This is a genomic window from Sphingomonas sp. NBWT7 (assembly GCF_014217605.1).
Taxonomy (GTDB): Bacteria; Pseudomonadota; Alphaproteobacteria; order Sphingomonadales; family Sphingomonadaceae; genus Sphingomonas.
Genome location: NZ_CP043639.1, coordinates 2,073,400 through 2,096,270 on the forward strand (window position 1 = coordinate 2,073,400; position 22,871 = coordinate 2,096,270).

The window sequence follows — 22,871 nt, forward strand, 5'->3', positions numbered from 1 at the left end:
TCGCTGATCGAACAGGCGGACGCAGCGATCCGCCGCAGGAGAGCCGATGACCTACGAACAGATCCGCTACGAAACCGACGGCCCCGTCGCCACCATCACCCTGGCGCGGCCCGAGAAGCTCAACGCCTATACCGCGGTGATGGGGATCGAACTCGCCGCCGCGATCCGTGCCGCCGGCGCCGACGATGCGGTCCGCGCGATCGTCCTCACTGGCGAGGGTCGCGGCTTTTGCGCCGGCGCTGACATTTCGGGCGGCGCCGACAGCTTCGGCGGCAGCGGGCCGAACTTCGCTGCCGCCAATCGCCCGCGCGAGGAAGGCGGCGGCTTCGTCGGCGCTCTGTTCGACAGCATCAAGCCGACGATCGCCGCGATCAACGGCGCCGCGGTCGGCGTCGGCGCGACGCTGACGCTGCCGTGCGACATTCGCATCGCCGCCGACACCGCGCGCTTCGGCTTCGTCTTCGCGCGCCGCGGGCTGGTGCCAGAGGCAGGCAGCGCCTGGTTCCTGCCGCAGGTCGTCGGCCTCCCGCAAGCGCTGCGCTGGTGCCTGTCGGGCAGCGTGTTCGATGCGGCCGAGGCCCTGCGCGGCGGGCTCGTCAGCGAAGTCGTCGCGCCCGATGCGCTGCTCGCCCGTGCGCAGGCGATCGCGCGCGAGATCGCCGAGAACACCGCCCCCGTCTCGGTCGCGCTCACCCGCCAGATGCTGTGGCGCTTCGCCGGTGAGGCATCGCCCGCCGCAGCACTCAGGGTCGACGGCGGCTTCGCCATGGCGCTCGGCGCGGGCCCTGACGTCCGCGAAGGGGTCGCCGCCTTCCTTGAGAAGCGCACGCCCGCCTTCCCGGGCCGGATCGCATCGGACATGCCGCCGGGCTATCCATGGTGGGGATGATGCATCGGGCGTCGCCCGCTGCAGTCGGCAGCGGTCCTAGACGCCGAGTCGCATCCCTGCGTCAGTGTGATATGGAAGCAACGCCGCGCCTCTAGCGTCCGGCAGCGAAATCCGCTCCAGTGATCTCCGCATGAAGGCGTCCCTGCTTCTGATCGAGCGGCTTCCGCTCGTCGTCCGGCCGTCGGTCGCGGCGGCGGCGACGCTCGCGGCGGTCGGGGCGGCGCTGTGGCTGCGCTATCTGTTCGACGGCGCGCTGCCGTCGGGCTTCCCCTTCGTCAGCTTCTTCCCTGCCGTCATCCTGGTGTCTGTAGTGTTCGGCGCGCGCTATGGCACCGTCGCAGCGGTGCTCAGCGGGCTCGCCGCCTGGTATTTCTTCATCCCGCCGGCCCAGGCGTTCGACATCAGCCACGGCTCGCTGACCGCGATGACCTTTTACACCTTCGTCGTCGCGACCGACATCGCGATCATCCATTGGATGCAGCGCGCCAACGGCCATCTCGCGCTAGAGCGTGCGCGTAGCGCCGCGCTCGCCGATACGCGCGCGCTGCTGTTCGACGAATTGCAGCATCGCATCTCGAACAATCTGCAGGCGGTCGCGGGGCTGCTCGCGCTCCAGCGCCGGCGCCTTGCCGATCCGCAGGCCGCCGCCGCCCTATCCGAAGCCTCGCAGCGCGTCGCGCTGGTCGGCCGGATCAGCCGTCGCCTCTACGACGCCGACGAGACGGGCAAGGGGCTCGCCGCCTTCCTCACCGCGCTGCTCGACGACGTGGCGGAGGCCAACGGACGCACCGATGTCGTCCGCACCGTCACCTGCCCGGCGAACGTCCGCCTGTCGACCGAGCAGCTGCTGCCCGTCGCGCTGATCGTTGCCGAATCGATCGCCAACGCGATCGAGCACGGGCTGGCCGATCATCGCGCGCCGCAGATCGCGATCGAGGTGACGCAGGCGGACGGCGAACTGACGATCGCCATCGCCGACAACGGCGGTCGCCTTCCCGCAGATTTCTCGCTCGACGATACCGACAGCCTCGGCCTGTCGATCGCGACGATGCTCGCGCGCCAGGCCGGCGGCCGATACGACCTAACCGGCGGCGAGACGACCGTCGCCTGCCTCCGCCTGCCGCACGGCTGAGGCTAGCGCGGCGGCCGTGCCACGGTCCCCGCCGCAATGCCTGCTGCCAATTGTGCACGCAAGTTGGCGAGTACCGTGTCGCTTGCATTGAGCCGGCGCGCCGCCGGCTTGCCCTGTCGCAGCCGCGCGCGATCGGCCTCGGGCGGATCGACGCGCCGCACCCGCACCGGCGCTGTCCCCTGTGCGCGCATGCCCAGCGCATCGGCGGCGCCGCGCGACAGGTCGAGGATCCGGCCGCGCGCGAACGGCCCACGATCGTTGACGCGCACCAGGATCGTCCGCCCACTCTCCAGCGACGTCACCTCGACGTAGCTCGGCAGCGGCAGCGTGGTGTGCGCCGCGGTCAGCCACTTGGCGCGAAACCGCTCGCCCAGCGCGACCCGGTTGCCGCTCTCACTGCCGTACCAGCTCGCATAGCCGAGAACGTCGAACGATGCGTCGTCCGCAGGCACGTAGGTCGTCCCGCGCACGCTGTACGGCTTGCCGATCTTGACCGGCCAGTCGCTCACCGGGCGATAGTCGCGCGTACCGCAAGCGCCCAGCGTCAGCACCGCGGCCGAGCCGGCGAGCAGACCCATCGAACGGCCGATGCGCCGTCCACGGCCCGCCGCGCCGCGCTGCACTGCCACGATCGCCGCCTAGTTGCGGTAGCTCGGATCGATCCGGTCGAGCTTGCGCAGCAGCGCGGGCCAGGCGAGCTTCGCGGCGAGCTTGCTCATGCCCTCGGCCGGCGTCTGTCCGGCGACCTTCTCCTCCACGCCTTGCGGCGGGTTGTTGAGGTTCTCGCGTCCGGCGGACAGCATCAGCACCTGCGCCTCGCACGCCCGCTCGAGATAGTAGAGCCGCAGGAAGCAATCGCCGACGCTGCTGCCCACCGCGAGCGTGCCGTGGTTGCGCAGGATCATCGCATGCTTGTCGCCGATGTCCGCCACCAGCCGCTCGCGCTCGTCGAGGTCGGTCGCGACGCCCTCGTAATCGTGATAGGCGACGTTGTGCTTGGCGATCATCGCCGTCTGCGTGTGCGGCAGCAGCCCGAACTCCATCGCGCTCACCGCCTGGCCGTGCGGCGTGTGGAGGTGCATCACCGCGGCGGCATCCTCGCGCGCCATGTGGATCGCCGAGTGGATGGTGAAGCCCGCCGGGTTCACCGGATGGTCGCTGTGCCCCACCGGGTTACCCTCGACGTCGATCTTGACGAGGCTCGACGCGGTGATCTCTTCGAACATCATGTCGTACGGGTTGATCAGGAAGTGATGCTCGGCCCCCGGCACGCGCGCCGACAGGTGCGTGAAGATCAGATCGTCCCAGCCGTACAGCGCAACCAGGCGATAGGCGGCGGCGAGATCGACCCGTGCCTCCCACTCGCCGGGGGCATATTGGGCGGTGTCGTCGACCGATGCCAGCGTGGCCATGGCGTGCTCTCCTGATAGCGATTTGCGGCCGACAATACGGCCTCGACGACCGCGGGGCAATCGAGGGTCTTACCGCAGCGCCCATTTGATCCGCGCGGTGCGCCACGATCGCACCGGTCGCCCGTCGGCATCCTTCGCCGGCTCATAGCGCGCGTGCTGCGCGACGCCGGCGCAGGTCGCACGATCGAGTGCGGGGAAGCCGGCGCTGCGTACCACGCGGCAGTCGCTCACCGTCCCATCGGCGCCGATGGTCCACAACACGCGCGCCTCGCCCGTCGCGCTCGCGTCGAGCGCATCCCGCGGATAGTCGCGCGGCGGGACGAAGTCGGGCTTCATCAGCTCCTTCGCCGGCGTCGCGACCTTCGCCATTGCCGCCGGATCGATGCCCAGCCCCGCCGCGATCGATGTCTCGCAGTCACGCAGCGCGCGCAACGCGCGGTCGAGCCAGGTAACGCGCAGGCGCGGCACCGACGCTCCGCCGCCATCGACCCACAGCGCATCGGCCTTCTCGGCCGCCGCAAGCGTCGAGTCGCTGACGCGGAACCACAGCACCGCGCTGCGATTGCCCTTCATCGTGTTGCCGCGATAGCGCGCTGCCGCGCTTACCTGCGCCCCGCCGAAATAGACGTTCGTGTCGCCGAACCGCTCGCGCGTCACGTCACTGCCGACGAACGCCATCTCGACGTCACCTGCGACGGGCATCGACGACATCGCGAAACTCACCCCGTCATAATCGCGCGACAGCGTGCACATCGTCGGCTCGGACAGCACGTTCCACGGCCCGGTCGGCGCACGCACCGCTGCCGCGGGTGCCGCGCCGCCCGCCTGCACTGCCACGGCGAGCGCCAACGCCAAATTGATCGTCATCGTCCCCTCCCCCTTTTGTCCCCGGCACGTTCAATCCGGCGTCATCACCACCTTCAGCGCCTCGCGCCGATCGAGCACGGCATAGGCCTCTGCGCCCTGCGACAGCGGCAGGCGGTGCGAGATGTAGCGTTCCGGTCGCAGCCGCCCTTGCTGCACCATCGGCACCAGTTCGGGCCACCAATGCGGTACCGAACAGGTGCCGGTGCGGAACGTCAGGCCGCTCGCGAACGCGCGCTCCATCGGGAAGGGGAAGCGCCGCGTCTGATTGACGCCGAGGCACGAGACGGTGCCCCATTTCCCCACCAGCCGCAGCGCGAGATCGATCGTCGCATCGGCGCCCACCGCCTCGACGACGCTGCTGCACAGCCGCCCGCCGGTCTCCTCGCGGATCGTGTCGACCGCTGCCGACGGATCGACGCCGATCGCGCCCAGCCCCGCGGCGATCGCGCGCCGCTCGGGCACCAGATCGATCGCGTAGACGCGCCCCGCCCCCATCGCGAAACAGCCTTCCACCGCCATCAACCCGATCGGCCCGAGCCCGATCACCGCCACGGTGGCGCCGGGCTTGATGTCGGCGTTGCGCACCGCCATCCAGCTCGTCGGCAGCGCGTCGGTCAGCATCAGCGCCTGCTCGTCGCTGATCCCGTCGGGGATGCGCCGCGCGTTGACGTCGCCCGCCGGCACCCGCACCGCCTCTGCCTGGCTGCCCTGCAGCGCGGCGGAGAGGCCGTAGCAGCCGGCGCCGTTGTTCTCGCATTCGTGCACCCGCCCGGCGAGGCATCCCGGGCACGCGCCGCACCCGACTGCGGCCGAGATCATCACCCGGTCGCCCGAACGCAGCGTGCGCACCGCCCGCCCCGTTTCGATCACCTCACCGACCGCCTCGTGCCCGACGCAGAAGCCGGTGTCCTGCGAGAAGCCGTGGCCGTGATAGATGTGCAGGTCGCTGCCGCAGATCGCACAATGCTTGACGCGAACGAGGACGTCGCGGTCGTCGGTCAGCGCGGCGTCGTCGGTCGATCCGTACTGGATGTCGCGCTCCCCGAAATAGCGCAGTGCCTTCATGATCCGCTCCTAAGTGCTTTGGCTTAGCGGAGCCGAACGCGCGGCATGCGTCAAGGTCTGGACGGCGTCGAGGGGCATCGCCATCTTTCCTTCGACCATCCTCTTGTGTTGTATATCCGCAACACCACCTGATGCTCGAAGGAAACAGGGACACCCATGAACCTCGAGAAATTCACCGACCGCGCCAAGGGCTTCCTCCAATCGGCGCAAACCGTCGCGATCCGCATGAGCCACCAGCAGATCGCGCCCGAGCATCTGTTGAAGGCGCTGCTGGAGGACGAGCAGGGCATGGCCACGGGCCTCATCCAAGCCGCCGGTGGCGACGCCCGCCGCGCGGTGACCGAGACCGACGCCGCCCTCGCCCGCGTCCCCGCCGTCAGCGGCTCGGGCGCGCAGTCGACGCCCGGGCTCAACAACGACGCCGTCCGCGTGCTCGACCAGGCGGAGCAAATCGCGCAGAAGGCCGGCGACAGCTACGTCACCGTCGAACGCCTGCTGGTCGCGCTCGCGCTGTCGCTCAACACCCCTGCGGGCAAGGCGCTTCAGGCGGCTGGCGTGCGCGCCGACGCGCTCAACAGCGCGATCAACGACCTGCGCGGCGGCCGCACCGCCGATACCGCGACGGCCGAGGATCGCTACGACGCGCTGAAGAAGTTTGCCCGCGACCTCACCGAAGCGGCGCGCGCCGGCAAGCTCGACCCGGTGATCGGCCGCGACGAGGAAATCCGCCGCACGATCCAGGTGCTCGCGCGCCGCACCAAGAACAATCCCGTTCTGATCGGCGAACCCGGCGTCGGCAAGACCGCGATCGCCGAGGGCCTGGCGCTGCGCATCGCCAATGGCGACGTGCCCGACACGCTCAAGAACAAGACGCTGATGGCGCTCGACATGGGCGCGCTGATCGCGGGCGCGAAATATCGCGGCGAGTTCGAGGAGCGGCTGAAGGGCGTGATCGACGAGGTGAAGGCCGCCGAAGGCGACATCATCCTCTTCATCGACGAGATGCACCAGCTGATCGGCGCCGGCAAATCCGAAGGCGCGATGGACGCGGGCAACCTCTTGAAGCCGGCGCTCGCCCGCGGCGAGCTGCACTGCGTCGGCGCGACCACGCTCGACGAATATCGCAAGTACGTCGAGAAGGATCCCGCGCTCCAGCGGCGCTTCCAGCCCGTCTTCGTCGGCGAGCCGACGGTCGAGGATACGATCTCGATCCTGCGCGGGCTGAAGGAGAAGTACGAGCTTCACCACGGCGTGCGCATCACCGATGGCGCGCTGGTTTCCGCCGCGACGCTGTCGAACCGCTACATCACCGATCGCTTCCTGCCCGACAAGGCGATCGACCTGATGGACGAGGCCGCGAGCCGCATCCGCATGGAGGTGGAATCGAAGCCCGAGGAGATCGAGACGCTCGACCGCCGCATCCTTCGCCTCAAGATCGAGCGCGAGGGGCTGCGCCGCGAAACCGACGAAGCCTCACAGGACCGGCTCGACAAGATCGAGGAGGAACTCGCCAATCTCGAGCAGCAGTCCGCCGAGCTGACGCAGCGCTGGCAGTCCGAGAAGGACAAGCTGGCGGGCGAGGCGAAGCTCAAGGAACAGCTCGACGCCGCGCGGCTGGAGCTGGAGCAGGCGCAGCGCCAGGGCGATCTCGCCAAGGCGGGCGAACTTTCCTACGGCCGCATCCCCGCGCTCGAGAAGCAGCTCGCCGAGGCGGAAGGCGCCGCGGCGAACGCCATGCTGCGCGAGGAAGTTACCGCGGAAGATATCGCCGGCGTCGTCGCCCGCTGGACCGGCATCCCGGTCGAGCGGATGATGGAGGGCGAGCGCGACAAGCTCCTCAAGATGGAGGAAGTGATCGGCAAGCGCGTGATCGGCCAGGCCGATGCCGTGCGCGCCGTCTCCACCGCCGTCCGCCGCGCGCGTGCCGGGCTACAGGATCCGAACCGCCCGCTGGGCTCGTTCCTGTTCCTCGGCCCGACGGGTGTCGGTAAGACCGAGCTGACCAAGGCGCTCGCCGAATTCCTGTTCGACGATCCCAACGCGATGGTGCGCATCGACATGAGCGAGTTCATGGAGAAGCACGCGGTCGCGCGGCTGATCGGCGCCCCGCCCGGCTATGTCGGCTATGAGGAAGGCGGCGTGCTGACCGAGGCGGTGCGGCGCCGGCCCTATCAGGTCGTGCTGTTCGACGAGGTGGAGAAGGCGCATGGCGACGTGTTCAACGTCCTCCTCCAGGTGCTCGACGACGGCCGTCTCACCGACGGCCAGGGCCGCACAGTCGACTTCTCGAACACGCTGATCATCCTGACCAGCAATCTCGGCAGCCAGTATCTCGCCAATCTCGGCGAGGGCGAGGATGTCGAGACGGTCGAGCCGCAGGTGATGGAGATCGTCCGCGCACACTTCCGCCCGGAATTCCTCAACCGGCTGGACGAGATCATCCTCTTCCACCGTCTCGGCCAGGCGCACATGGGGCCGATCGTCGACATCCAGGTGGCGCGCGTCGGCAAGCTGCTCGCCGATCGCAAGGTGACGCTCGACCTCACCGACGCCGCGCGTGCGTGGCTCGGCCGTGTCGGCTACGATCCGGTGTACGGCGCCCGCCCGCTCAAGCGCGCGGTGCAGCGCTACCTGCAGGATCCGCTCGCCGATCTCATCCTGCGCGGCGAGGTGAAGGACGGCAGCACGATCGCGGTCGACGAGGGCGACGGCAAGCTCGCGCTCGCGGTGGCGTGAACGCCGCCGCGGCGACGCTGACCCTAAACGCTCAGCGTGACCGCAGCCAGCCGGTGACGGAATAGCGCCGATACGCAGCCGCACGCGTGACTTCGCTCACGCTGTGCGGCTGCGGCACGCGGAACAGGTTCAGCGTGTTGAGCGCGGGCACATAGCCGTCGCTCACCCGTGCATCGTCGTGGAACAGCAGCAGCCCGCCCCATTCCGCGCGCCATTTCGGCGTGAAGCCCAGTACGTAAGCGGCATGGCGCCGCTTGCCCGCCACCGCATCGTCGTGCCCGGTGAGGAAATCGCCCGGCGCAAAGGCGGTGGCCTGCGCGTCGGCGAAGTCGATCGCCGCCCCCGTCACCGTGCGCAGCAGGTCGCGCGCCGGGCCGGTGGATAGGAACGTCGCCAGCGTCGCCAGCGGATCGTCGCTCGCCGCGCGCGCCGCCTGCTCGTCCGGCACCCGTATGGCCTCGTAACGGAACTGGAATCCGTCGCGCGCGCCGGCATAGACGGCCTGCTCCAGCGCCTCGCGCTGCGCCGCGTCCATTTCCGCGCGGACCGGGCGCGACAGCTCGAACAGCTTGTCGCCCGAATTGATCATCTGCAACCAGTCCTGCCGCCCGCGCAGCATCGCATGCCACGCCTCGGCGACGCCCGCCGCCAGGAAATCGGCGATCTGCACGCGCCCGTTCACGGCGAAGCGGCGCGCCAGCTCGGTTGCATCGAGGGCGGGGTTGAGGGAAAGAGGCGGAAGCGTCGACATGGCCATCCTTTGCCACGCCGGATCGCCGCGAACCAGCCGCCGCCCGGCGAGGAAGGCCTCTGTGACGATCTCCCTGTTCGAACTCAATCCCGCGATCGATCGTGCGGCAATCGCTCGCCGCTTCGCCGCCGACGGCCGCGCGCAAATCCGCGACGTGCTGACCCCCGCCGCCGCCCGCGCGCTGCACGAGGTGATCGCGCGGCAGACACCATGGGGCCACGGTTGGCGCTCGGGCGAGGACGGGCCGAAGGCGCTTACCGCGCGCGAACTGGCCGCGCTCCCCCCGGCCGAGCGGCAGGAGATCAGCCATGGTATCTTCTCTGCCATGCAGGGGCAGGATTACGCCTTCTCCTACGCGCGCTACCCGATCCTCGACGCCTATCTCGCCAAGTGGAACCCGGACGGGCCGCACGACATCCTGCTGGAACATATCAACGACCGGCCCTTTCTCGATCTGATGCGCGACGTCACCGGCATCCGCGAGCTGTGCAAAGCGGATGCGCAGGCCACGTTGTTCGGCCCCGGCCAGTTCCTGGCGCTGCACAACGACAGCCACGTCGGCGAAGGCTGGCGCATCGCCTATGTGCTCAGCCTGTGTGCGGTGGAATGGCGCCCCGATTGGGGCGGGTATCTTCATTTCTTCGACGAGGAGGGTGACGTGATCGCCGGCTACCGCCCGCGCTTCAACACGCTCAGCTTCTTCGCCGTGCCGACCCCGCATGCGGTCAGCTTCGTGCCACCCTTCGCCCCGCCGCAGCGCTTCGCGATCACGGGCTGGCTGCGCGACCGGTAATCGTGGCGAGCGATCCCAACGCGCTGTTCCGCACCGCAGAGGCGCAGTTTGCCGCCGGCAATCACCCCGCGGCACTCGACGCGCTCGACCGCATCACCCGCGGTTTCGGGGCCCACGCGCCCGTGCTGCACCTCACTGCGCTGGTCCATCGGCGCATGGGCAATAACGACCGCGCCCGCACCGCCTTCGAGGCGACCCTGCGGCTGGCGCCCGGCAACGTCCAAGCGCGCAGCAATTATGCGAACCTGCTCGACGACATGGGCGATGCCGAGGGCGCCTTGGCGCAGCTCGACGCATCCATCGCCGCACGCCCCGATTTTGCCGACGCCCATATCAACAAGGCGCTGATCCTTCAGCGTATCGCCCGCCCCGCAGCGGCGCTCGCGGCGCTGGATCGGCTTCCTGCCAATCTCCAGGCAAGCCCGCGCGTCCTGACGATTCGCGCATCGCTCCTGCGCGACCTCAACCGGCTGGACGAGGCCGCTGCCACTTTCGACGCCGTCCTTGCGCAGGAGCCCGCTCGCGCCACCGCCCTTGTCGGCCGCGCGCGGGTGGCCCTCGAACGCGGCGAACCCGACGCCGCCGACCGCTATCGCCGCGGTCTTGCCGGCAATCCGGACAATCTGGAACTCCAGCTCGGCCTCGCCCAGGCGCTGGAGGCGGATGGCGACGAAGAGGCGATCGATCTGCTGGCGGGCGCGCTGGCGCAACGCCCGGCATGGATCGAGGGGCATGAGCAGCTCGCCCGTATGCAGTCCGAAGCGGGCCGGCCCGCGGCAATTGTCACCGCCTATCAGGCGGCGCTGCATCAGCTGCCGGACCATCTGCCGCTTCACCTGTCTTACTGGCACACGCTGATGCGCGCTCAGCGCTTCACCGAGGCGGCCGCCGCAATCGCCGCCGCACCGCCATCGGTGATGCAAACGCCCCACGCCGGCTTGATCCGCGCCATGTGCACCAGCGAGGCAGGCGATGTCTCCACCGCCGATCGGCTTTTCGCCGGCCTCACCGCCGATGACGAGGTCCGCATCGCTCGCGGTCGCCATGCCCTGCGCGCCGGGCGACCCGCGGAAGCTGCGCAACTGCTGGAGACCGTTACCGCGGTGCAGCCCGACAACGTCACCGCCTGGGCGCATTTGTCGCTCGCCTGGCGCTTGCTCGATCATCCGCGCACCGGATGGCTGTGCGGCCAAGCGGGATTGTGGGGCACCGCCGATCTGCCACTGTCATCCGCAGAGCTCGACGATCTTGCCGTATTGCTCCGCGCGCTGCACCGGACGCGCGCGCATCCGATCGGCCAGTCGCTACGTGGCGGCACGCAGACGCGCGGGCGTCTGCTGGCCCGCCAGGAGCCGCCGCTGCGCCATTTGCGCGATCTACTGCACGCGGCGGTGACGGCACATATGGATGCGCTGCCGCCCGCCGATCCGACACATCCGCTACTGCGTCATCGCGATAACGCCGTCGCACTTGCGGGCAGCTGGTCGGTGCGGCTCGCCGACAGCGGCTTCCACGTCAGTCACATTCACCCGCACGGCGTGCTGAGCTCCGCATGCTACATCGCCCTGCCCGACGGCGTTGCGAACTCCGCGACGCACGATGGCTGGCTGGAACTCGGCGCGCCGCCCGCGGAGCTTGGGCTCGATCTTCCGCCACTGGCGGTGGTCAAGCCGCAGCCGGGCCGGCTAGCCCTGTTCCCCAGCTACTTCTTTCACGGCACCCGCCCGTTCGCCGCCGGCGAGCGGCTGACCGTCGCCTTTGACGTCACCGTCGGCACGTAACGCCGCGCCGCCGCCGCCGCGGCGGCGATACCCCATCTTTCGTTCACGGCGCGACCACTCGCCGGCGACCGGTCGCGCGAGCCTTTGGCCGCATCGTCGCACGCCGCTTTGGCAGACGAAAAGGGGCAGCGGATCGCTCCGCTGCCCCCCTTGGTTACCCGTGATCGTCGATCAGAACGCGAAGCGCACTGCCACGAAGTAGTCACGGCCGAGCGGATCATAAACGCCCGGATAGGTGTTCGCCTGCTCCTGGTTGTCGCCGATCAGCTGCGGCTGGATGTCGAACAGGTTGTTGACGCCTGCGCTCAGCGTGAACTGATCCGTGACGTTCAGCGCGAAGGACAGGTCGATATAGTCCTTCGTGCCCAGACGCTCGACAATGTAATCCGTCGAGTCGTCGTCGTCACGCACCTTGCCCAGGTGACGCCAGCGGACGCTGGTGGTCATCGGGCCGTCGATGAACGACAGGCGGCTGGTCCACTTGTACTTCGGCTGCGGGTTGCCGCAGACCGACTGGCCGAAGCGACCGGCGCAATCGGTCCGGATATCCGGCTGATCGACCACCGGGGTGAACGTGTTCTCCTCCGTCCAGGTACCCAGGAAGAAGAAGTTCAGGTTCGACGTCTCATTGAGGAAGCCGAAGCCGAGCGGCACACCATAGTCGACCTGAACGTCGATACCCGAGGTCTTGATCGACGCGACGTTGGCGTTGAGGATCAGCGGCAGGAACTCGCCACCGATCTGACCCGTCGAAGGATCACGCACCACCGCCTGGCAATAGACCGAGTTGATGTTCTGGATCTGGTTGTAGCACAGGTTCAGCGTGTTGTTCAGGCCACCACCGAAGGTCGAGATGTAGTCGTCAACCTTGATCTTGAAATAGTCGACGGTGACATTCAGGCGCGGGATGAACGACGGCTGGATCACAGCGCCGACCGTCCACGAGTCCGACTTCTCTTCCTGCAGCGCAGGGTTGCCGCCGAACTGACCCTCGATCTGCGCGTTCGGCTGGATGCCGGTCGTGAAGACCAGGGCAGCCGGAACGCCCGTCTGCTCGCAGAGCGTGCGAACGGTAGCGGTCTGGTTGGTGGTGTTGCGCGACGAGCACGGATCGGTTGCACCCGGGAAGCCGTTCGACGCACCGCCGAAGAGCTCGCCCACGTTGGGTGCGCGGATCGCGCGCTGGTAGCTGCCGCGGATCGTCAGGTCGCGGACCGGAGCCCACTCGCCGCCCGCCTTCCAGGTGAACGCACCGCCGACCGCGCCGAGCGAATAGTCGGAGTAGCGCGCCGCGCCGTTGATGTTCAGGCGGTAGAAGAACGGCTGATCGGCAATGATCGGCAGGTCGAGCTCGCCGAACACTTCCTTCACGTTGTACGAACCCGACGTCGGCAGACCGCCGTTGAAGCCGATCACGTCGCCCGACGAGAGCGCCGTATCCGGGATGAACTGGCTGCTCACCTTGCGGTATTCGACACCGAGCGCAAGGCCGAGGTCACCCGCGCCCATGCCCAGGTTGCCGAGCGTGCCGGCTGCCGAGGCCACCTGCAGTACCGAAACGTCGCCGTTCTGCGCCAGGATCGAGATCTGGTCGACCATCGCCGGGGTCAGCGTGCCCGGGCCGAACACGTTGATCGCGGCATCCGTGCCGTCCAGCCCACGCTGGAAGGCCGAGCGCGAGATGTTGCCGGCCTGGACGTTGGCGTTCCGCGTACGGGCGTACGAATAGTAAGCGTCGTACGTGAAATCGCCGAACAGCGGGCCCTTGATGCCGGTCAGCAGGCGGAAGGCGCTACGCTCGTCGAGCGCGTTGCGCGAACCGGTCTCGTTGACGCGGCGGTTGATGCTGAGGTTGACGACGCCCGCGGCGTTCGACGCCGCGTTGGCGCCCGTGAACAGCGGGCCGAGGCCGCGTGCCGTGCGCGCTGCGTTGATCGCCGTCTCGTTGATGTCGATCTGCTGCAGAGCGGCAAAGTCGGCCGCCGACAGGAACTGCTGCTGCTGCGCGACATTGACGTTGAACGAGCCGGTAACCGGGGTCGGCGCCAGTTCGTTGGCGACGCGGTTGTTGGTGAAGGTCACCTCAGCATAGGCCGTAACCGCCGGGCTGATCTCGTACGAGCCATAACCACCCAGCAGGTAACGCTCCTGCGGCACCATCAGATAGTTGTCGACGGCGTAGTTATAGGCGTCGGTCGTGCTGTTGTACGCGGTCGACACGCCCGGGTTACCGAAGTTCGCACCCAGCGCCGTGCCGAAGTTGCCCGCGCCGCGCGGCAGCGTGATCTGGGCAAGGCCGTTGCCTGCCGGAATGACCTGCGAGCCGGCAGCCGCGATGCGGCCGCGATTGGTGGTCGCCGAACCGAGCGGGATCAGGCCGGTAGCGCCATCGCCCAGCGCCTGGTTCGAGAAGCCGCGTGCGCCCTGCAGAAGCGAATCGCGCTTGTAGTATTCGCCGAACACGGTGACGTGACCGCGGTTGTCGGCGAACTGCGTGCCGATCGCGACGTTCGCGCCATAACGGCGGCCGTCGCCACGCTCGGTGATGTTGTAGTTCGCGCCGGCGGTGATGCCGTTCAGATCGTCACGCAGACGGAAGTTGACGACGCCTGCAAGCGCGTCCGAACCGTACACGGCCGAGGCGCCGCCGGTGATCACGTCAACGCCCGACAGCAGGAACGTCGGGATGGTGTTGATGTCGACGACCTGGCTGGTGTCGTACGAAACGTAACGACGGCCGTTGACCAGCACCAGCGTGCGGGTCGCGCCGATGCCGCGCAGGTTGAGCGTCGAGACGCCGCCGCCCGGGTTGTTCGAGAACGCGGTGGAACCCGGCACGACCTGCGGCAGGGTGTTGATCACCTGCTCGGCGTTGACCGAACCCGAAAGCTGGAATTCCTCGTCGTCGACGACCGCGAGCGGGCTGGTGGACACCAGATCCGGACGGCGGATGCGGGTGCCGGTCACGACGATCGATTCGGTACCCTCCCCGGCGGTGGGATCTTGGACCGAGCTGACCGAGTTGGACTGCGGATCATCGTTCGTCTGGGCGAACGCCGGAGCCGCGACCGTCATGCCCGCGATCAGCGTCGATGCGAGCAGACGCATGCGCACGTTGGATTTCATTACAGGTGTCCCCTATTCGTATCGGACCCACCGCAGCCTATTGTGCTGTCAGGCGGGCATGACCGTCATTAAAATGTAGTTCGAACAAATCACAATCACGGAGAGTAGCTTGAGCAACGATCTTGCGCGGGGCGTGTCAAAAGAGCCACACATCGATCCCGCCGCTGTCCGGAACCGCGCACTGGGTTTCGTCGCCGCCGGAATGCTGACGATCGCGCTCGCGCCCTCGGCGAACGGCCAGACCGTGCCCGCGCCGCTCGCCGAGCTTGCGCGCTGCCGCGCGATCTCCGATGCCGGCGCGCGCCTCGCCTGCTTCGACAAGGCCGCCGACGCGATCGACGCCGCACAGACCGCCGGTACGCTGCTGCCGCGCACGGAACCGGAACGGCCGCGCCGACTCGGGCTCGGCGATCCGGTGCAGACCGGTCCGCTCCCGACCCGCGCCGAACGCGCCGATCAGGAACGCGACACGGTGCGCGAGATCAACGACACCGTCGCCTCCTATCGTCCGGCCAGCGGACGCGGGATGTGGTACATTCGCCTCGCGAACGGCCAGCTGTGGCGCACACTGGGCGGCTTGCAGGTAGAGCCGCGTGTCGGCGGCACGGTGCGCATCCGCACCACCGCTACCGGCGGCTTCCGCCTGTCGATCAACAACGGCACCCCGAGCTACGTGGAACGCGTGCTCTGACGTCGGATCGTTTCCCTCGGGACCGGTAGAGCCTTGCTAGCCGGGTAGGCGACGGGGAAGGCGGGAGCGACGCAATCACGGACCTTTCTGCTCCGGCGCTCCTTCGGCACTGACGCCCCCGCCGTGCGATCGGTGCCGAGCGATCGGCGCGTTCCGTCAGCCGGGGGGAATCGGCCCCGCGACCAGCAGCGGATCGATCCGCGCGTCCCGCCACTTCATCGCCCAGTGGAGGTGCGGGCCGGATGCGCGGCCCGTCGCGCCCACCGCGCCGATCTGTTCGCCCTGCCGCACGCGCGCACCGACGCGCACGTCGATCCGTGACAGGTGGAGGAAGGCGCTGTTCAGCCCCATGCCGTGATCGATCATCAGAAGGTTGCCCTCCAGCGTGAATGGCGCCGCCGCGGCGAGCACGACCACGCCGTCCGCCGGCGCGACGACAGGGGTGCCGGTGGGGCGCGCCACGTCGACGCCCGAATGATACGATCCGGGCTCGCCGCGATAGATGCGCTGCGCTCCGAAAAGCCCGGAGATGCGCCCCGTCGCGGGCCAGACGAAGCGCTGCCGCCACCCCGCGACGTCCGCGGTACCGGCACGCGCGGCGTTGATCTGCGCCAGCTCGCCCGGTCGGCGCGCCAGGAAGTCGGCCGACGGCACCGGCACCTTTGCCACCCGGTCGAGCCGCTCGATCCGCCACGCGCGCGGCGCGACGGCGATCTCCTGCGTCACCACCCGCCGGTCGGCGAGCGTCGCGGTGAGCGTGGCGCAGCTCGCCGCATCGCGGTCGAAGGCGATGACGAAGCGGCCGTCGGGGGCGACCGCCACCGGCTTGCCGTCGAGCGCCAGCGCGATCGTGCCGCGCGGCGCGGTGCCGACCAGCAACCCACCCTGGCTGGCACTGCCGGCGATCGCGATCCGTGCATCTGCCGCCGCCATCGGCTGCGCGACCGTCGCGGTCGCGGCGGCGATGCCCGCCGATGCGATCGCGACCACGGCCAGCGATCGCCTCATCGCGGCGCCATCGCCTCCGCCGCCAGCGTCGCGCTGGCGAACGCGCGCTGCGAGGCGACGTCCCAGTAGCGCAGGTCCTCGATCGCGATCCGCGCGCCGCTAATCGCGCACGCCACGTGATCGCCGGGGGTCAGCACGCGAAACCCGTTCGCCATATAGTGCAGCCGCGCGGGCCGGTCCGAATTTGACATCAACATCCCTGAATGCCTCTCACTCATCCTGTAACGCGCCGGGCCTCTGGCCCGCCCGCGCAATCCACCTTCAAAACAACGTCGGCTGGTCCATCTTCGCCGCCGCCTTGCGCGGCGTGGCCTCGGCCCTAGCCCGCTCGGCCCGTCCACCGTCGATCACCGCATCGACGGTCGCGTCGCGGAAGTGCAGCGTCACCGCACCCGCCGCACGCGCCGCCGCGGCGGTCGCCAGCGTCGTCCCGTCCGGCCCCGTCACCCGGGCATAACCGCGCGCGAGCGGCGCGTCGGGATCGACCGAGGCAAGCAGCCGACCAAGATCGGCCAGCCGCTGCCGCGCGCTCTCCACCCGCCGGTCGAGCAGCGCCGGACGCAGCACCGCCCCCGTCCGATCGAGCGTGCCCCGCGCGCGCACCACGTGCCGCTCGAGCCCGCGGTCGAGCCGCCCGCCCAGGTCGTCGATCCGCTGGCGCTGCGGCCCGAGCAACCGGTCACGCGTCGGCAGCAGCCGGGCGAGCGCACCCAGCCGCTCGCGCCCGCGCTCGACATGCCGGCGCGCGCAGCGCTCGATCCGCTTGCCGTGCGCGCCCACCGTCAGCCGGACGTCGGCGAGCACCGGCACCGCCAGCTCGGCGGCGGCGGTCGGCGTCGGCGCGCGCAGGTCGGCGGCATAGTCGCACAAGGTGGTGTCGGTCTCGTGCCCGACGGCGGAGATGATCGGGATGCGGCACTCTGCGACCGCACGCACCACCGCCTCCTCGTTGAACGCCCACAGATCCTCGATCGAGCCGCCGCCGCGCGCGACGATGACGAGATCGGGGCGCAGGTCGGCGGGCAGCGCGTCGAACCCACGCACCGCAGCGGCAACCTCGGCCGCCGCGCCGTCGCCCTGCACCTTGACCGGCCAGACGAGGAGGTGGCTTGGGCAGCGATCCTCCAGCCGGTGGATGATGTCGCGGATCACCGCGCCGGTCGGTGAGGTGACGACGCCGATCCGCCGCGGCAGGAACGGCAGCACGCGCCGCGCCTTCGACTTGGCGAACAGCCCCTCCGCCTCGAACCGCGCCTTGTTGCGCTCGAGCAGCGCCATCAGCGCGCCCGCGCCGGCAAGTTCCATCCGCTCGATGATCACCTGATATTTGGAGCGGCCGGGATAGGTCGTCAGCCGTCCGGTTGCGATCACCTCGATCCCGTCCTCGGGCCGGAAGGCGAGGCTCGCCGCCTGCCCCTTCCAGATCACGCCGTCGATCACCGCGGCATCGTCCTTCAGGCACAGATAGCAGTGGCCCGATGCGACGCGCTTGTAGCCCGAGATCTCGCCGCGCAGCCGCACGTGGCCGAACTCGCCCTCCACGACGCGCTTCAGCCGGCTCGACAGCTCGCCGACCGACATCGCCGCTGCGTTGTCCCCCGGGATCGGGTCCGCTACGAGCCGCGCGGGAAGATCGAGAAAGGGGTCTGGCATGAACGTCCTGCTGGTGGGCGCGGGGGGCCGCGAACACGCGCTCGCCTGGAAGCTCGCGCAGTCTGAGGGGTTAGATACGCTCTATGCCGCCCCCGGCAACCCCGGCATCGCGCGCCATGCGACGATCGCCGAGCTCAACGTGGCGGATCACCGCGCGGTGATCGATTTCATCCGCCGGCAGCAGATCGGCCTCGTCGTGATCGGCCCCGAAGCGCCGTTGGTCGATGGCCTCGCCGACAATATCCGCACGATCGGCGTGCCCGTGTTCGGCCCCGGCCGCGCGGCGGCGCAGCTCGAGGGATCGAAGGGGTTCACCAAGGATCTGTGCGCGCGCGTCGGCATCCCCACCGCGCGCTACTTCCGTGTCACCTCGCGCGACGGCGCGCTCGCGTGCCTCGACGATTTCGTCGCCGACGGGACGTGCCGTTGCGTGATCAAGGCGGACGGTCTCGCCGCCGGCAAGGGCGTCGTCGTCGCGATGAGCCGCGCCGAGGCCGAAGCGGCGATTGCCGCGCTGTTCGCCGACGGGCCGGCCGAAGCGGTGATCGAGGAATTCCTCGAGGGCGAGGAGGCGAGCCTGTTCGTCCTGTCCGACGGCACGACCACCGCGAGCTTCGGCAGCGCGCAGGATCACAAGCGCGTCGGCGACGGCGATACCGGGCCCAATACCGGCGGCATGGGCGCCTACTCCCCGGCCGCCGTCCTGACGCCCGCGCTCGAGGAGCGTGCGCTGGGCGAGATCGTCCGCCCGACGATCGACGCGCTGGCCGCCGCCGGCACGCCCTATGTCGGCGTGCTCTACGCCGGGCTGATGCTGACGGCGGACGGCCCCAAGCTGATCGAATATAACGTGCGTTTCGGCGATCCTGAATGCCAAGTGCTGATGGCGCGCTTCGACGGTGATCTGCTCCACACGCTACTTGCTGTTGCGCAGGGCCGTATCGCCGATCTGCCCGCCCCCGCCTTTACCCCCGACATTGCGCTGACGGTGGTGATGGCGGCGGAAGGCTATCCCGGCACGCCGCGCACCGGCGGAACGATCGGCGGGATCGATGCGGCCGAGGCGACCGGCGCGATCGTGTTCCAGGCCGGCACGCGCGCGCAGGATGACGCGATCGTCGCCGCCGGCGGGCGCGTGCTCGCGGTGACGGCAACGGGGGCCAGCGTCGCCGAGGCGCAGGCCACGGCATACCGTGCGGTCGACGCGCTCGATTTCCCGACCGGCTTCTGCCGCCGCGACATCGGCTGGCGCGCGATCGCCTGACGAGGCACGCGATCGTTCCGCTAACGTTGCGGGAACCGCGGCGCTTACCTAAGGCTTAGCGTTCGGCGTAGCGGAGCGTATCATGGACCAAGGCATATCCGATACCGGCACGTTGACCGGCATCCTACTGGCAGTGATCGCCGTTCTTGCCGTGCTGACGGTGATCGGCATCCTCGTCGGTGTGCGCAAGAAGCGCGCGCGGGTCGAGGCGCAGCGGCTCGAGGAGGAACGGCTCGCCGCCGAACGTCGCGAGGCGCGCCCGCGCCCGCAATCGGTGCGCCGCGCCGATCCGCAGCCCGTTGCCGACGCTGCACCCGCGCCATCCCCGTCAACGCCGGCCCCCGTCCCGACCAACGTCGCTGCGCCGCCCGTCGCGCCGCCCCCGCCGCCGCTCGCCGACCTGCCCGAGGTGACCGCCGCGCCCACCGCTGGTCCGAGCGATGGCGAGACCCGGCCGACGGCGCCGCTCGCCGACGAGCCGATCGCCGCCGCCGCGCCGCAGGACGCCTCCCCCGCCGCCGAGGCGCAGCCCGAGCCTGCCCCCGTCGCGCCGCAACCTGAGCCCGAGCACGCGCCATCCCCCGCGCAGCAAGCAAGTCCAGCCGGCGATGCGCCGGTGACGACGATCAAAGGCCTTGGCCCCAAGGTGGCGGCGATGCTTGCCGAGCACGGCATCGTCACCGTCGGCGATCTCGCCGCCCTCGATCAGCGCGCCGCGGAGGATCTCGACGCGCGGCTCGGCAATTTCACCGGCCGCATGGGTCGCGATCGCTGGCTCGAACAGGCGCAGCTGCTCAGCGCGGGCGACATCAGGACGTACGAGGACCGGTTCGGGAAGCTTTGATCGCTTCGTCCACTGCACGTCCATTCCCGTGACCAGTGGCGGCGGCGTAACCCACGTCGATTGACGGCGCCGATCCGCCGCGCGAAGGCGGCAGGCATGCGCTTCTTCTCGGACAATGCCGCCCCGGTCCATCCTGCCGTGCTCGCCGCGCTGGCAGAGGCCGACGTGCTCGACACCGCCTACGACGGCGATCGCTGGTCGAAGGCGCTCGACGCGCGGCTCTCCGACCTGTTCGAGACCGCGGTCGAGGCGCTGTGGGTGCCGAGCGGCACCGCCGCCAATTGCCTCGCGCTCGCCGCGCTCTGCCCGCCGCACGGCGCGGTGGTCTGCCATCATGACGCGCACATCCAGAACGACGAGTGCGGCGCGCCCGAATTCTACACCCATGGCGCGAAGCTCATGCTCGCGCAGGGCGACGGCGCGAAGCTGACGCCCGAGACGATCGCCGCGTTGCTCGCGACGATCCGCGACGACGTGCACCAAGTGCAGCCGCACGCGATTTCGATCACCAACGCCACCGAATACGGTCTCGTCTACCAGCCGCACGAGGTTGCCGCGATCGGCGCGCTTGCCGCCGAACGCGGCCTTACGCTGCACATGGACGGCGCGCGCTTCGCCAACGCGCTCGTCACCGCCGGCTGCTCGGCGGCGGACATGACGTGGCGCGCCGGAGTCACTGCGCTCAGCCTCGGCTTCGTCAAGAACGGGGGCATGAGCGCGGAGGCGCTGGTGTTCTTCAAGCCCGGCCTCGTCGATGCGACACGCTATCGCCGCAAGCGCGCCGGGTTGCTGCTGTCCAAGGGCCGCTATCTCGCGGCGCAGATCCTCGCGCTGCTCGACGAAGACCGCTGGCTGGCCAATGCGCGCGCGGCGAATGCGGGTGCCGCGCAGATCGCCGCCGCCGCGGGCGATCGCCTTGTCCATGCGGTCGAGGCGAACGAAGTGTTTCTGCGCGTTTCCGCAGAAGAGGCGGCGACGCTGCGCGCCAAGGGCTTCGACTTCTACGATTGGGGGCCCGGCGAGGCGCGGCTCGTCGTCTCCTGGAACCAGCGCGCCGAGGACATCCGCCCGCTGGCAGACGCGATCGCGGCGCTCGGCTGATCGCCGCCGGGCGGAGCTTTTCGAAACAGTGGCGCGGTTCCGCAAACGCATATAGCGCCCGCGCATGGCCACCGCCCCGCCCCCGCAGTCGACCCGCGCCCGCGTCCTCGTGCCCTTCGCGATCGTAACGCTGATTTGGGGCTCGACCTGGCTCGTCATCCGCGACCAGCTCGGCGTCGTGCCGCCGTCTTGGTCGGTCAGCTACCGTTTCCTCGTCGCCGGGATCGCGCTCTACGCCTGGTCGGCGATCCGTCGTGAGGGGGGGCGGATCGACGCGCGCGGGCTGCGCTTCGCCGCGGCGCTCGGGCTCGCGCAGTTCGTGCTCAACTTCAACTTCGTCTATCGCGCCGAACAATTCATCACCTCGGGGCTCGTCGCGGTGGTCTTCGCGCTGCTGCTCGTGCCCAATGCGCTGTTCGGCCGGATCTTCCTCGGTCAGCGGCTCGGGCGGCAGCTGATCGTCGGGTCCGCCATCGCGATGGCCGGCGTCGCACTGCTCTTCCTGCACGAGGTACGCAGCGATCCGAACGGGCCTGGCGCCTCGCTGACGGGCATCGCGCTCACGCTATGCGCGATCCTCTCGGCGTCGAGCGCCAACGTGATGCAGGGAACGGCCACCGCGCGCGCCTATCCGATGCTGCGCACGACGGCGATCGCGATGCTGCTGGGTGGCGCCTTCGATGCCGCCTGGGCCTATGCCACCGTCGGCCCCCCGGTGATCGAGTGGCGCGCCGGCTATATCGCCGGGATCCTCTATCTCGGGCTGGCCGCCTCGGCGCTCGCCTTTCCGCTCTATTTCGGCGTGATCCGCATCATCGGCCCCGCCAAATCGGCCTATTCGAGCGTCATCGTCCCCGTCATCGCGATGGCGCTGTCGACCGCGTTCGAAGGTTATCGCTGGACGCCGCTCGCCGCAGGCGGCGCGGCGCTCGCCGGGGTCGGGCTGATCGTCGCGCTCACCGCGCGCAGGCCCAACCGGTAATCGGGGTAGAGCGGGCGCCAACCGAGCACCCGCTTCGCCATGCCATTCGCAACCCGCCGGTTCTCGGCATAGAAGGCGCGCGCCATCGGCGACAGGCTGTCGAGCGGCACGATCGGCGGCGGCGCCATACCAATCAGCGCCGCGGCATACTCCACTACCGCGTCCTGGCTCGCCGGCAGATCGTCGGCGAGATTGTACGCCCCCGCCGGCCCGGCGAACCCGGCGACGACGCCGGCCGCGATATCGTCGACATGGACCCGGCTGAACACCTGATCGATCAGCCCGGTGCGATGCGCCTTGCCTTCGCGCAGCCGCTCGATCGGCGAGCGGCCCGGGCCGTAGATACCGGGCAGGCGGAACACCCGCGCCCCCAGCGCCAGCCACGCCGCATCCGCCGCATTGCGCCCCACCCGGCGCCCACGGATCGGGGCGCTCTCGTCGACCCACCCGCCGCCTGCATCACCATAAACCCCGGTCGACGAGAGGTAGCCGAGCCAACGGCTGCCAAGTGCGTCGCCGTAGCGCGCGAGCACCGGATCGCCGCTTTCCTCGTCGGCGGGCACGGAAGACAGGACGTGCGTCGCGCTCGCCAGCCCGGCGCGTACTGCCGCCGCGTCGTCGAAGCGGATCGTGCCGTCGCGCCCGTCGCGCGTCGTCGCCAGCACCGGCCAGCCGCTCGCCCGTGCGATCGCCCCGGCGGCATAGCCGAGCCCGAAGATGAACAGCCGCATCGAAATCCCTTTCGCTAGCCGCGCGTCGGCAATGCTCGACACCCG

20 protein-coding genes are annotated in these 22,871 nt (G+C 69.6%); 10 read left to right on the plus strand and 10 right to left on the minus strand.

Translation table 11 applies throughout. The features are described 5' to 3' along the window. The first annotated feature begins 46 nt into the window (after nucleotides 1-46). Both F1C10_RS10235 and F1C10_RS10240 read left to right on the plus strand, forming a co-directional pair. Complete coding sequence (locus F1C10_RS10235) at nucleotides 47-889, plus strand: enoyl-CoA hydratase-related protein (RefSeq protein WP_185205926.1); 843 nt, start codon at nucleotides 47-49, stop codon at nucleotides 887-889. A 130-nt stretch (nucleotides 890-1,019) separates the two neighbouring features. Beyond that, a complete protein-coding gene (locus tag F1C10_RS10240; RefSeq protein ID WP_185205928.1) occupies nucleotides 1,020-2,021 on the plus strand; it encodes a sensor histidine kinase in 1,002 nt (333 codons plus the stop codon). 2 nt (nucleotides 2,022-2,023) lie between these two features. Here F1C10_RS10240 and F1C10_RS10245 read toward each other — a convergent pair whose 3' ends face one another. The 4 genes from F1C10_RS10245 to F1C10_RS10260 all read right to left on the minus strand — a co-directional run bounded on the left by F1C10_RS10245 (nucleotide 2,024) and on the right by F1C10_RS10260 (nucleotide 5,365). Further along, nucleotides 2,024-2,599, minus strand: coding sequence for a septal ring lytic transglycosylase RlpA family protein (locus F1C10_RS10245; protein ID WP_185210183.1), 576 nt, complete (start codon nucleotides 2,597-2,599; stop codon nucleotides 2,024-2,026). 60 nt (nucleotides 2,600-2,659) lie between these two features. Further along, on the minus strand, nucleotides 2,660-3,433 hold the full coding sequence (locus F1C10_RS10250; protein WP_185205930.1) for a class II aldolase/adducin family protein: 774 nt from the start codon (nucleotides 3,431-3,433) through the stop codon (nucleotides 2,660-2,662). A gap of 69 nt (nucleotides 3,434-3,502) precedes the next feature. Further along, nucleotides 3,503-4,300 carry an energy transducer TonB gene (locus F1C10_RS10255; protein ID WP_185205932.1) on the minus strand — a complete coding sequence of 266 codons (798 nt, stop codon included), beginning with the start codon at nucleotides 4,298-4,300 and terminating at the stop codon, nucleotides 3,503-3,505. Nucleotides 4,301-4,330: 30 nt separating this feature from the next. Beyond that, nucleotides 4,331-5,365, minus strand: coding sequence for an alcohol dehydrogenase family protein (locus F1C10_RS10260; protein ID WP_185205934.1), 1,035 nt, complete (start codon nucleotides 5,363-5,365; stop codon nucleotides 4,331-4,333). Between the two features lie 156 nt (nucleotides 5,366-5,521). Between F1C10_RS10260 and clpB the strand changes: the two genes are divergently transcribed. Next, the gene (gene clpB, locus F1C10_RS10265; protein WP_185205936.1) at nucleotides 5,522-8,101 is read left to right on the plus strand and encodes an ATP-dependent chaperone ClpB; all 2,580 of its coding nucleotides are present in this window, start codon (nucleotides 5,522-5,524) and stop codon (nucleotides 8,099-8,101) included. 31 nt (nucleotides 8,102-8,132) lie between these two features. On the opposite strand, the gene F1C10_RS10270 is transcribed toward clpB, so the two are convergent. Then, a complete protein-coding gene (locus F1C10_RS10270; protein WP_185205938.1) occupies nucleotides 8,133-8,852 on the minus strand; it encodes a 2OG-Fe(II) oxygenase family protein in 720 nt (239 codons plus the stop codon). A 61-nt stretch (nucleotides 8,853-8,913) separates the two neighbouring features. Here F1C10_RS10270 and F1C10_RS10275 point away from each other — a divergent pair, with 61 nt between their 5' ends. Both F1C10_RS10275 and F1C10_RS10280 read left to right on the plus strand, forming a co-directional pair. Next, nucleotides 8,914-9,645 carry a 2OG-Fe(II) oxygenase family protein gene (locus F1C10_RS10275; RefSeq protein WP_258042839.1) on the plus strand — a complete coding sequence of 244 codons (732 nt, stop codon included), beginning with the start codon at nucleotides 8,914-8,916 and terminating at the stop codon, nucleotides 9,643-9,645. Nucleotides 9,646-9,647: 2 nt separating this feature from the next. Beyond that, complete coding sequence (locus F1C10_RS10280; RefSeq protein WP_185205942.1) at nucleotides 9,648-11,426, plus strand: tetratricopeptide repeat protein; 1,779 nt, start codon at nucleotides 9,648-9,650, stop codon at nucleotides 11,424-11,426. A gap of 171 nt (nucleotides 11,427-11,597) precedes the next feature. On the opposite strand, the gene F1C10_RS10285 is transcribed toward F1C10_RS10280, so the two are convergent. Further along, nucleotides 11,598-14,552 (minus strand): TonB-dependent receptor domain-containing protein, encoded by a 2,955-nt coding sequence (locus tag F1C10_RS10285; RefSeq protein WP_185205943.1) that lies wholly within the window; start codon nucleotides 14,550-14,552, stop codon nucleotides 11,598-11,600. 109 nt (nucleotides 14,553-14,661) lie between these two features. Between F1C10_RS10285 and F1C10_RS10290 the strand changes: the two genes are divergently transcribed. Then, nucleotides 14,662-15,243 (plus strand): hypothetical protein, encoded by a 582-nt coding sequence (locus F1C10_RS10290; RefSeq protein WP_185205945.1) that lies wholly within the window; start codon nucleotides 14,662-14,664, stop codon nucleotides 15,241-15,243. A 156-nt stretch (nucleotides 15,244-15,399) separates the two neighbouring features. On the opposite strand, the gene F1C10_RS10295 is transcribed toward F1C10_RS10290, so the two are convergent. From F1C10_RS10295 to xseA, 3 genes are all read right to left on the minus strand, one after another. Continuing rightward, nucleotides 15,400-16,251, minus strand: coding sequence for a M23 family metallopeptidase (locus tag F1C10_RS10295; RefSeq protein WP_185205947.1), 852 nt, complete (start codon nucleotides 16,249-16,251; stop codon nucleotides 15,400-15,402). Continuing rightward, entirely contained in the window at nucleotides 16,248-16,448 is a 201-nt protein-coding gene (locus F1C10_RS10300; RefSeq protein WP_185205949.1) for a DUF2093 domain-containing protein, read from the minus strand. The genes F1C10_RS10295 and F1C10_RS10300 overlap by 4 nt, the downstream gene beginning before the upstream one ends. A gap of 64 nt (nucleotides 16,449-16,512) precedes the next feature. Next, on the minus strand, nucleotides 16,513-17,904 hold the full coding sequence (gene xseA, locus F1C10_RS10305) for an exodeoxyribonuclease VII large subunit (RefSeq protein WP_185205951.1): 1,392 nt from the start codon (nucleotides 17,902-17,904) through the stop codon (nucleotides 16,513-16,515). On the opposite strand from xseA, the gene purD reads away from it, so the two are divergent. From purD to F1C10_RS10325, 4 genes are all read left to right on the plus strand, one after another. Beyond that, a complete protein-coding gene (gene purD, locus F1C10_RS10310; protein ID WP_185205953.1) occupies nucleotides 17,903-19,168 on the plus strand; it encodes a phosphoribosylamine--glycine ligase in 1,266 nt (421 codons plus the stop codon). The two genes, xseA and purD, sit on opposite strands and share 2 nt — an antisense overlap. Before the next feature lie 82 nt (nucleotides 19,169-19,250). Next, nucleotides 19,251-20,012 carry a hypothetical protein gene (locus F1C10_RS16565; protein ID WP_219729733.1) on the plus strand — a complete coding sequence of 254 codons (762 nt, stop codon included), beginning with the start codon at nucleotides 19,251-19,253 and terminating at the stop codon, nucleotides 20,010-20,012. Between the two features lie 96 nt (nucleotides 20,013-20,108). Continuing rightward, nucleotides 20,109-21,113: a low specificity L-threonine aldolase gene (locus tag F1C10_RS10320; RefSeq protein ID WP_185205955.1), complete on the plus strand. Its 1,005-nt coding sequence runs from the start codon at nucleotides 20,109-20,111 to the stop codon at nucleotides 21,111-21,113. Between the two features lie 64 nt (nucleotides 21,114-21,177). Beyond that, complete coding sequence (locus F1C10_RS10325) at nucleotides 21,178-22,095, plus strand: DMT family transporter (protein WP_185205957.1); 918 nt, start codon at nucleotides 21,178-21,180, stop codon at nucleotides 22,093-22,095. On the opposite strand, the gene F1C10_RS10330 is transcribed toward F1C10_RS10325, so the two are convergent. Continuing rightward, the gene (locus tag F1C10_RS10330; protein ID WP_185205959.1) at nucleotides 22,005-22,826 is read right to left on the minus strand and encodes an NAD(P)-dependent oxidoreductase; all 822 of its coding nucleotides are present in this window, start codon (nucleotides 22,824-22,826) and stop codon (nucleotides 22,005-22,007) included. The two genes, F1C10_RS10325 and F1C10_RS10330, sit on opposite strands and share 91 nt — an antisense overlap. Between the last annotated feature and the right edge of the window lie 45 nt (nucleotides 22,827-22,871).

Bases quoted from the DNA above. Each gene is read 5' to 3' on its own strand.
- F1C10_RS10235 (WP_185205926.1), top strand. From the start codon at position 47: ATGACCTACGAACAGATCCGCTACGAAACCGACGGCCCCGTCGCCACC.
- F1C10_RS10240 (WP_185205928.1), top strand. From the start codon at position 1,020: ATGAAGGCGTCCCTGCTTCTGATCGAGCGGCTTCCGCTCGTCGTCCGG.
- F1C10_RS10245 (WP_185210183.1), bottom strand. From the start codon at position 2,599: ATGGGTCTGCTCGCCGGCTCGGCCGCGGTGCTGACGCTGGGCGCTTGC.
- F1C10_RS10250 (WP_185205930.1), bottom strand. From the start codon at position 3,433: ATGGCCACGCTGGCATCGGTCGACGACACCGCCCAATATGCCCCCGGC.
- F1C10_RS10255 (WP_185205932.1), bottom strand. From the start codon at position 4,300: ATGACGATCAATTTGGCGTTGGCGCTCGCCGTGGCAGTGCAGGCGGGC.
- F1C10_RS10260 (WP_185205934.1), bottom strand. From the start codon at position 5,365: ATGAAGGCACTGCGCTATTTCGGGGAGCGCGACATCCAGTACGGATCG.
- clpB (WP_185205936.1), top strand. From the start codon at position 5,522: ATGAACCTCGAGAAATTCACCGACCGCGCCAAGGGCTTCCTCCAATCG.
- F1C10_RS10270 (WP_185205938.1), bottom strand. From the start codon at position 8,852: ATGTCGACGCTTCCGCCTCTTTCCCTCAACCCCGCCCTCGATGCAACC.
- F1C10_RS10285 (WP_185205943.1), bottom strand. From the start codon at position 14,552: ATGAAATCCAACGTGCGCATGCGTCTGCTCGCATCGACGCTGATCGCG.
- F1C10_RS10295 (WP_185205947.1), bottom strand. From the start codon at position 16,251: ATGAGGCGATCGCTGGCCGTGGTCGCGATCGCATCGGCGGGCATCGCC.
- F1C10_RS10300 (WP_185205949.1), bottom strand. From the start codon at position 16,448: ATGTTGATGTCAAATTCGGACCGGCCCGCGCGGCTGCACTATATGGCG.
- purD (WP_185205953.1), top strand. From the start codon at position 17,903: ATGAACGTCCTGCTGGTGGGCGCGGGGGGCCGCGAACACGCGCTCGCC.
- xseA (WP_185205951.1), bottom strand. From the start codon at position 17,904: ATGCCAGACCCCTTTCTCGATCTTCCCGCGCGGCTCGTAGCGGACCCG.
- F1C10_RS16565 (WP_219729733.1), top strand. From the start codon at position 19,251: ATGGACCAAGGCATATCCGATACCGGCACGTTGACCGGCATCCTACTG.
- F1C10_RS10320 (WP_185205955.1), top strand. From the start codon at position 20,109: ATGCGCTTCTTCTCGGACAATGCCGCCCCGGTCCATCCTGCCGTGCTC.
- F1C10_RS10325 (WP_185205957.1), top strand. From the start codon at position 21,178: ATGGCCACCGCCCCGCCCCCGCAGTCGACCCGCGCCCGCGTCCTCGTG.
- F1C10_RS10330 (WP_185205959.1), bottom strand. From the start codon at position 22,826: ATGCGGCTGTTCATCTTCGGGCTCGGCTATGCCGCCGGGGCGATCGCA.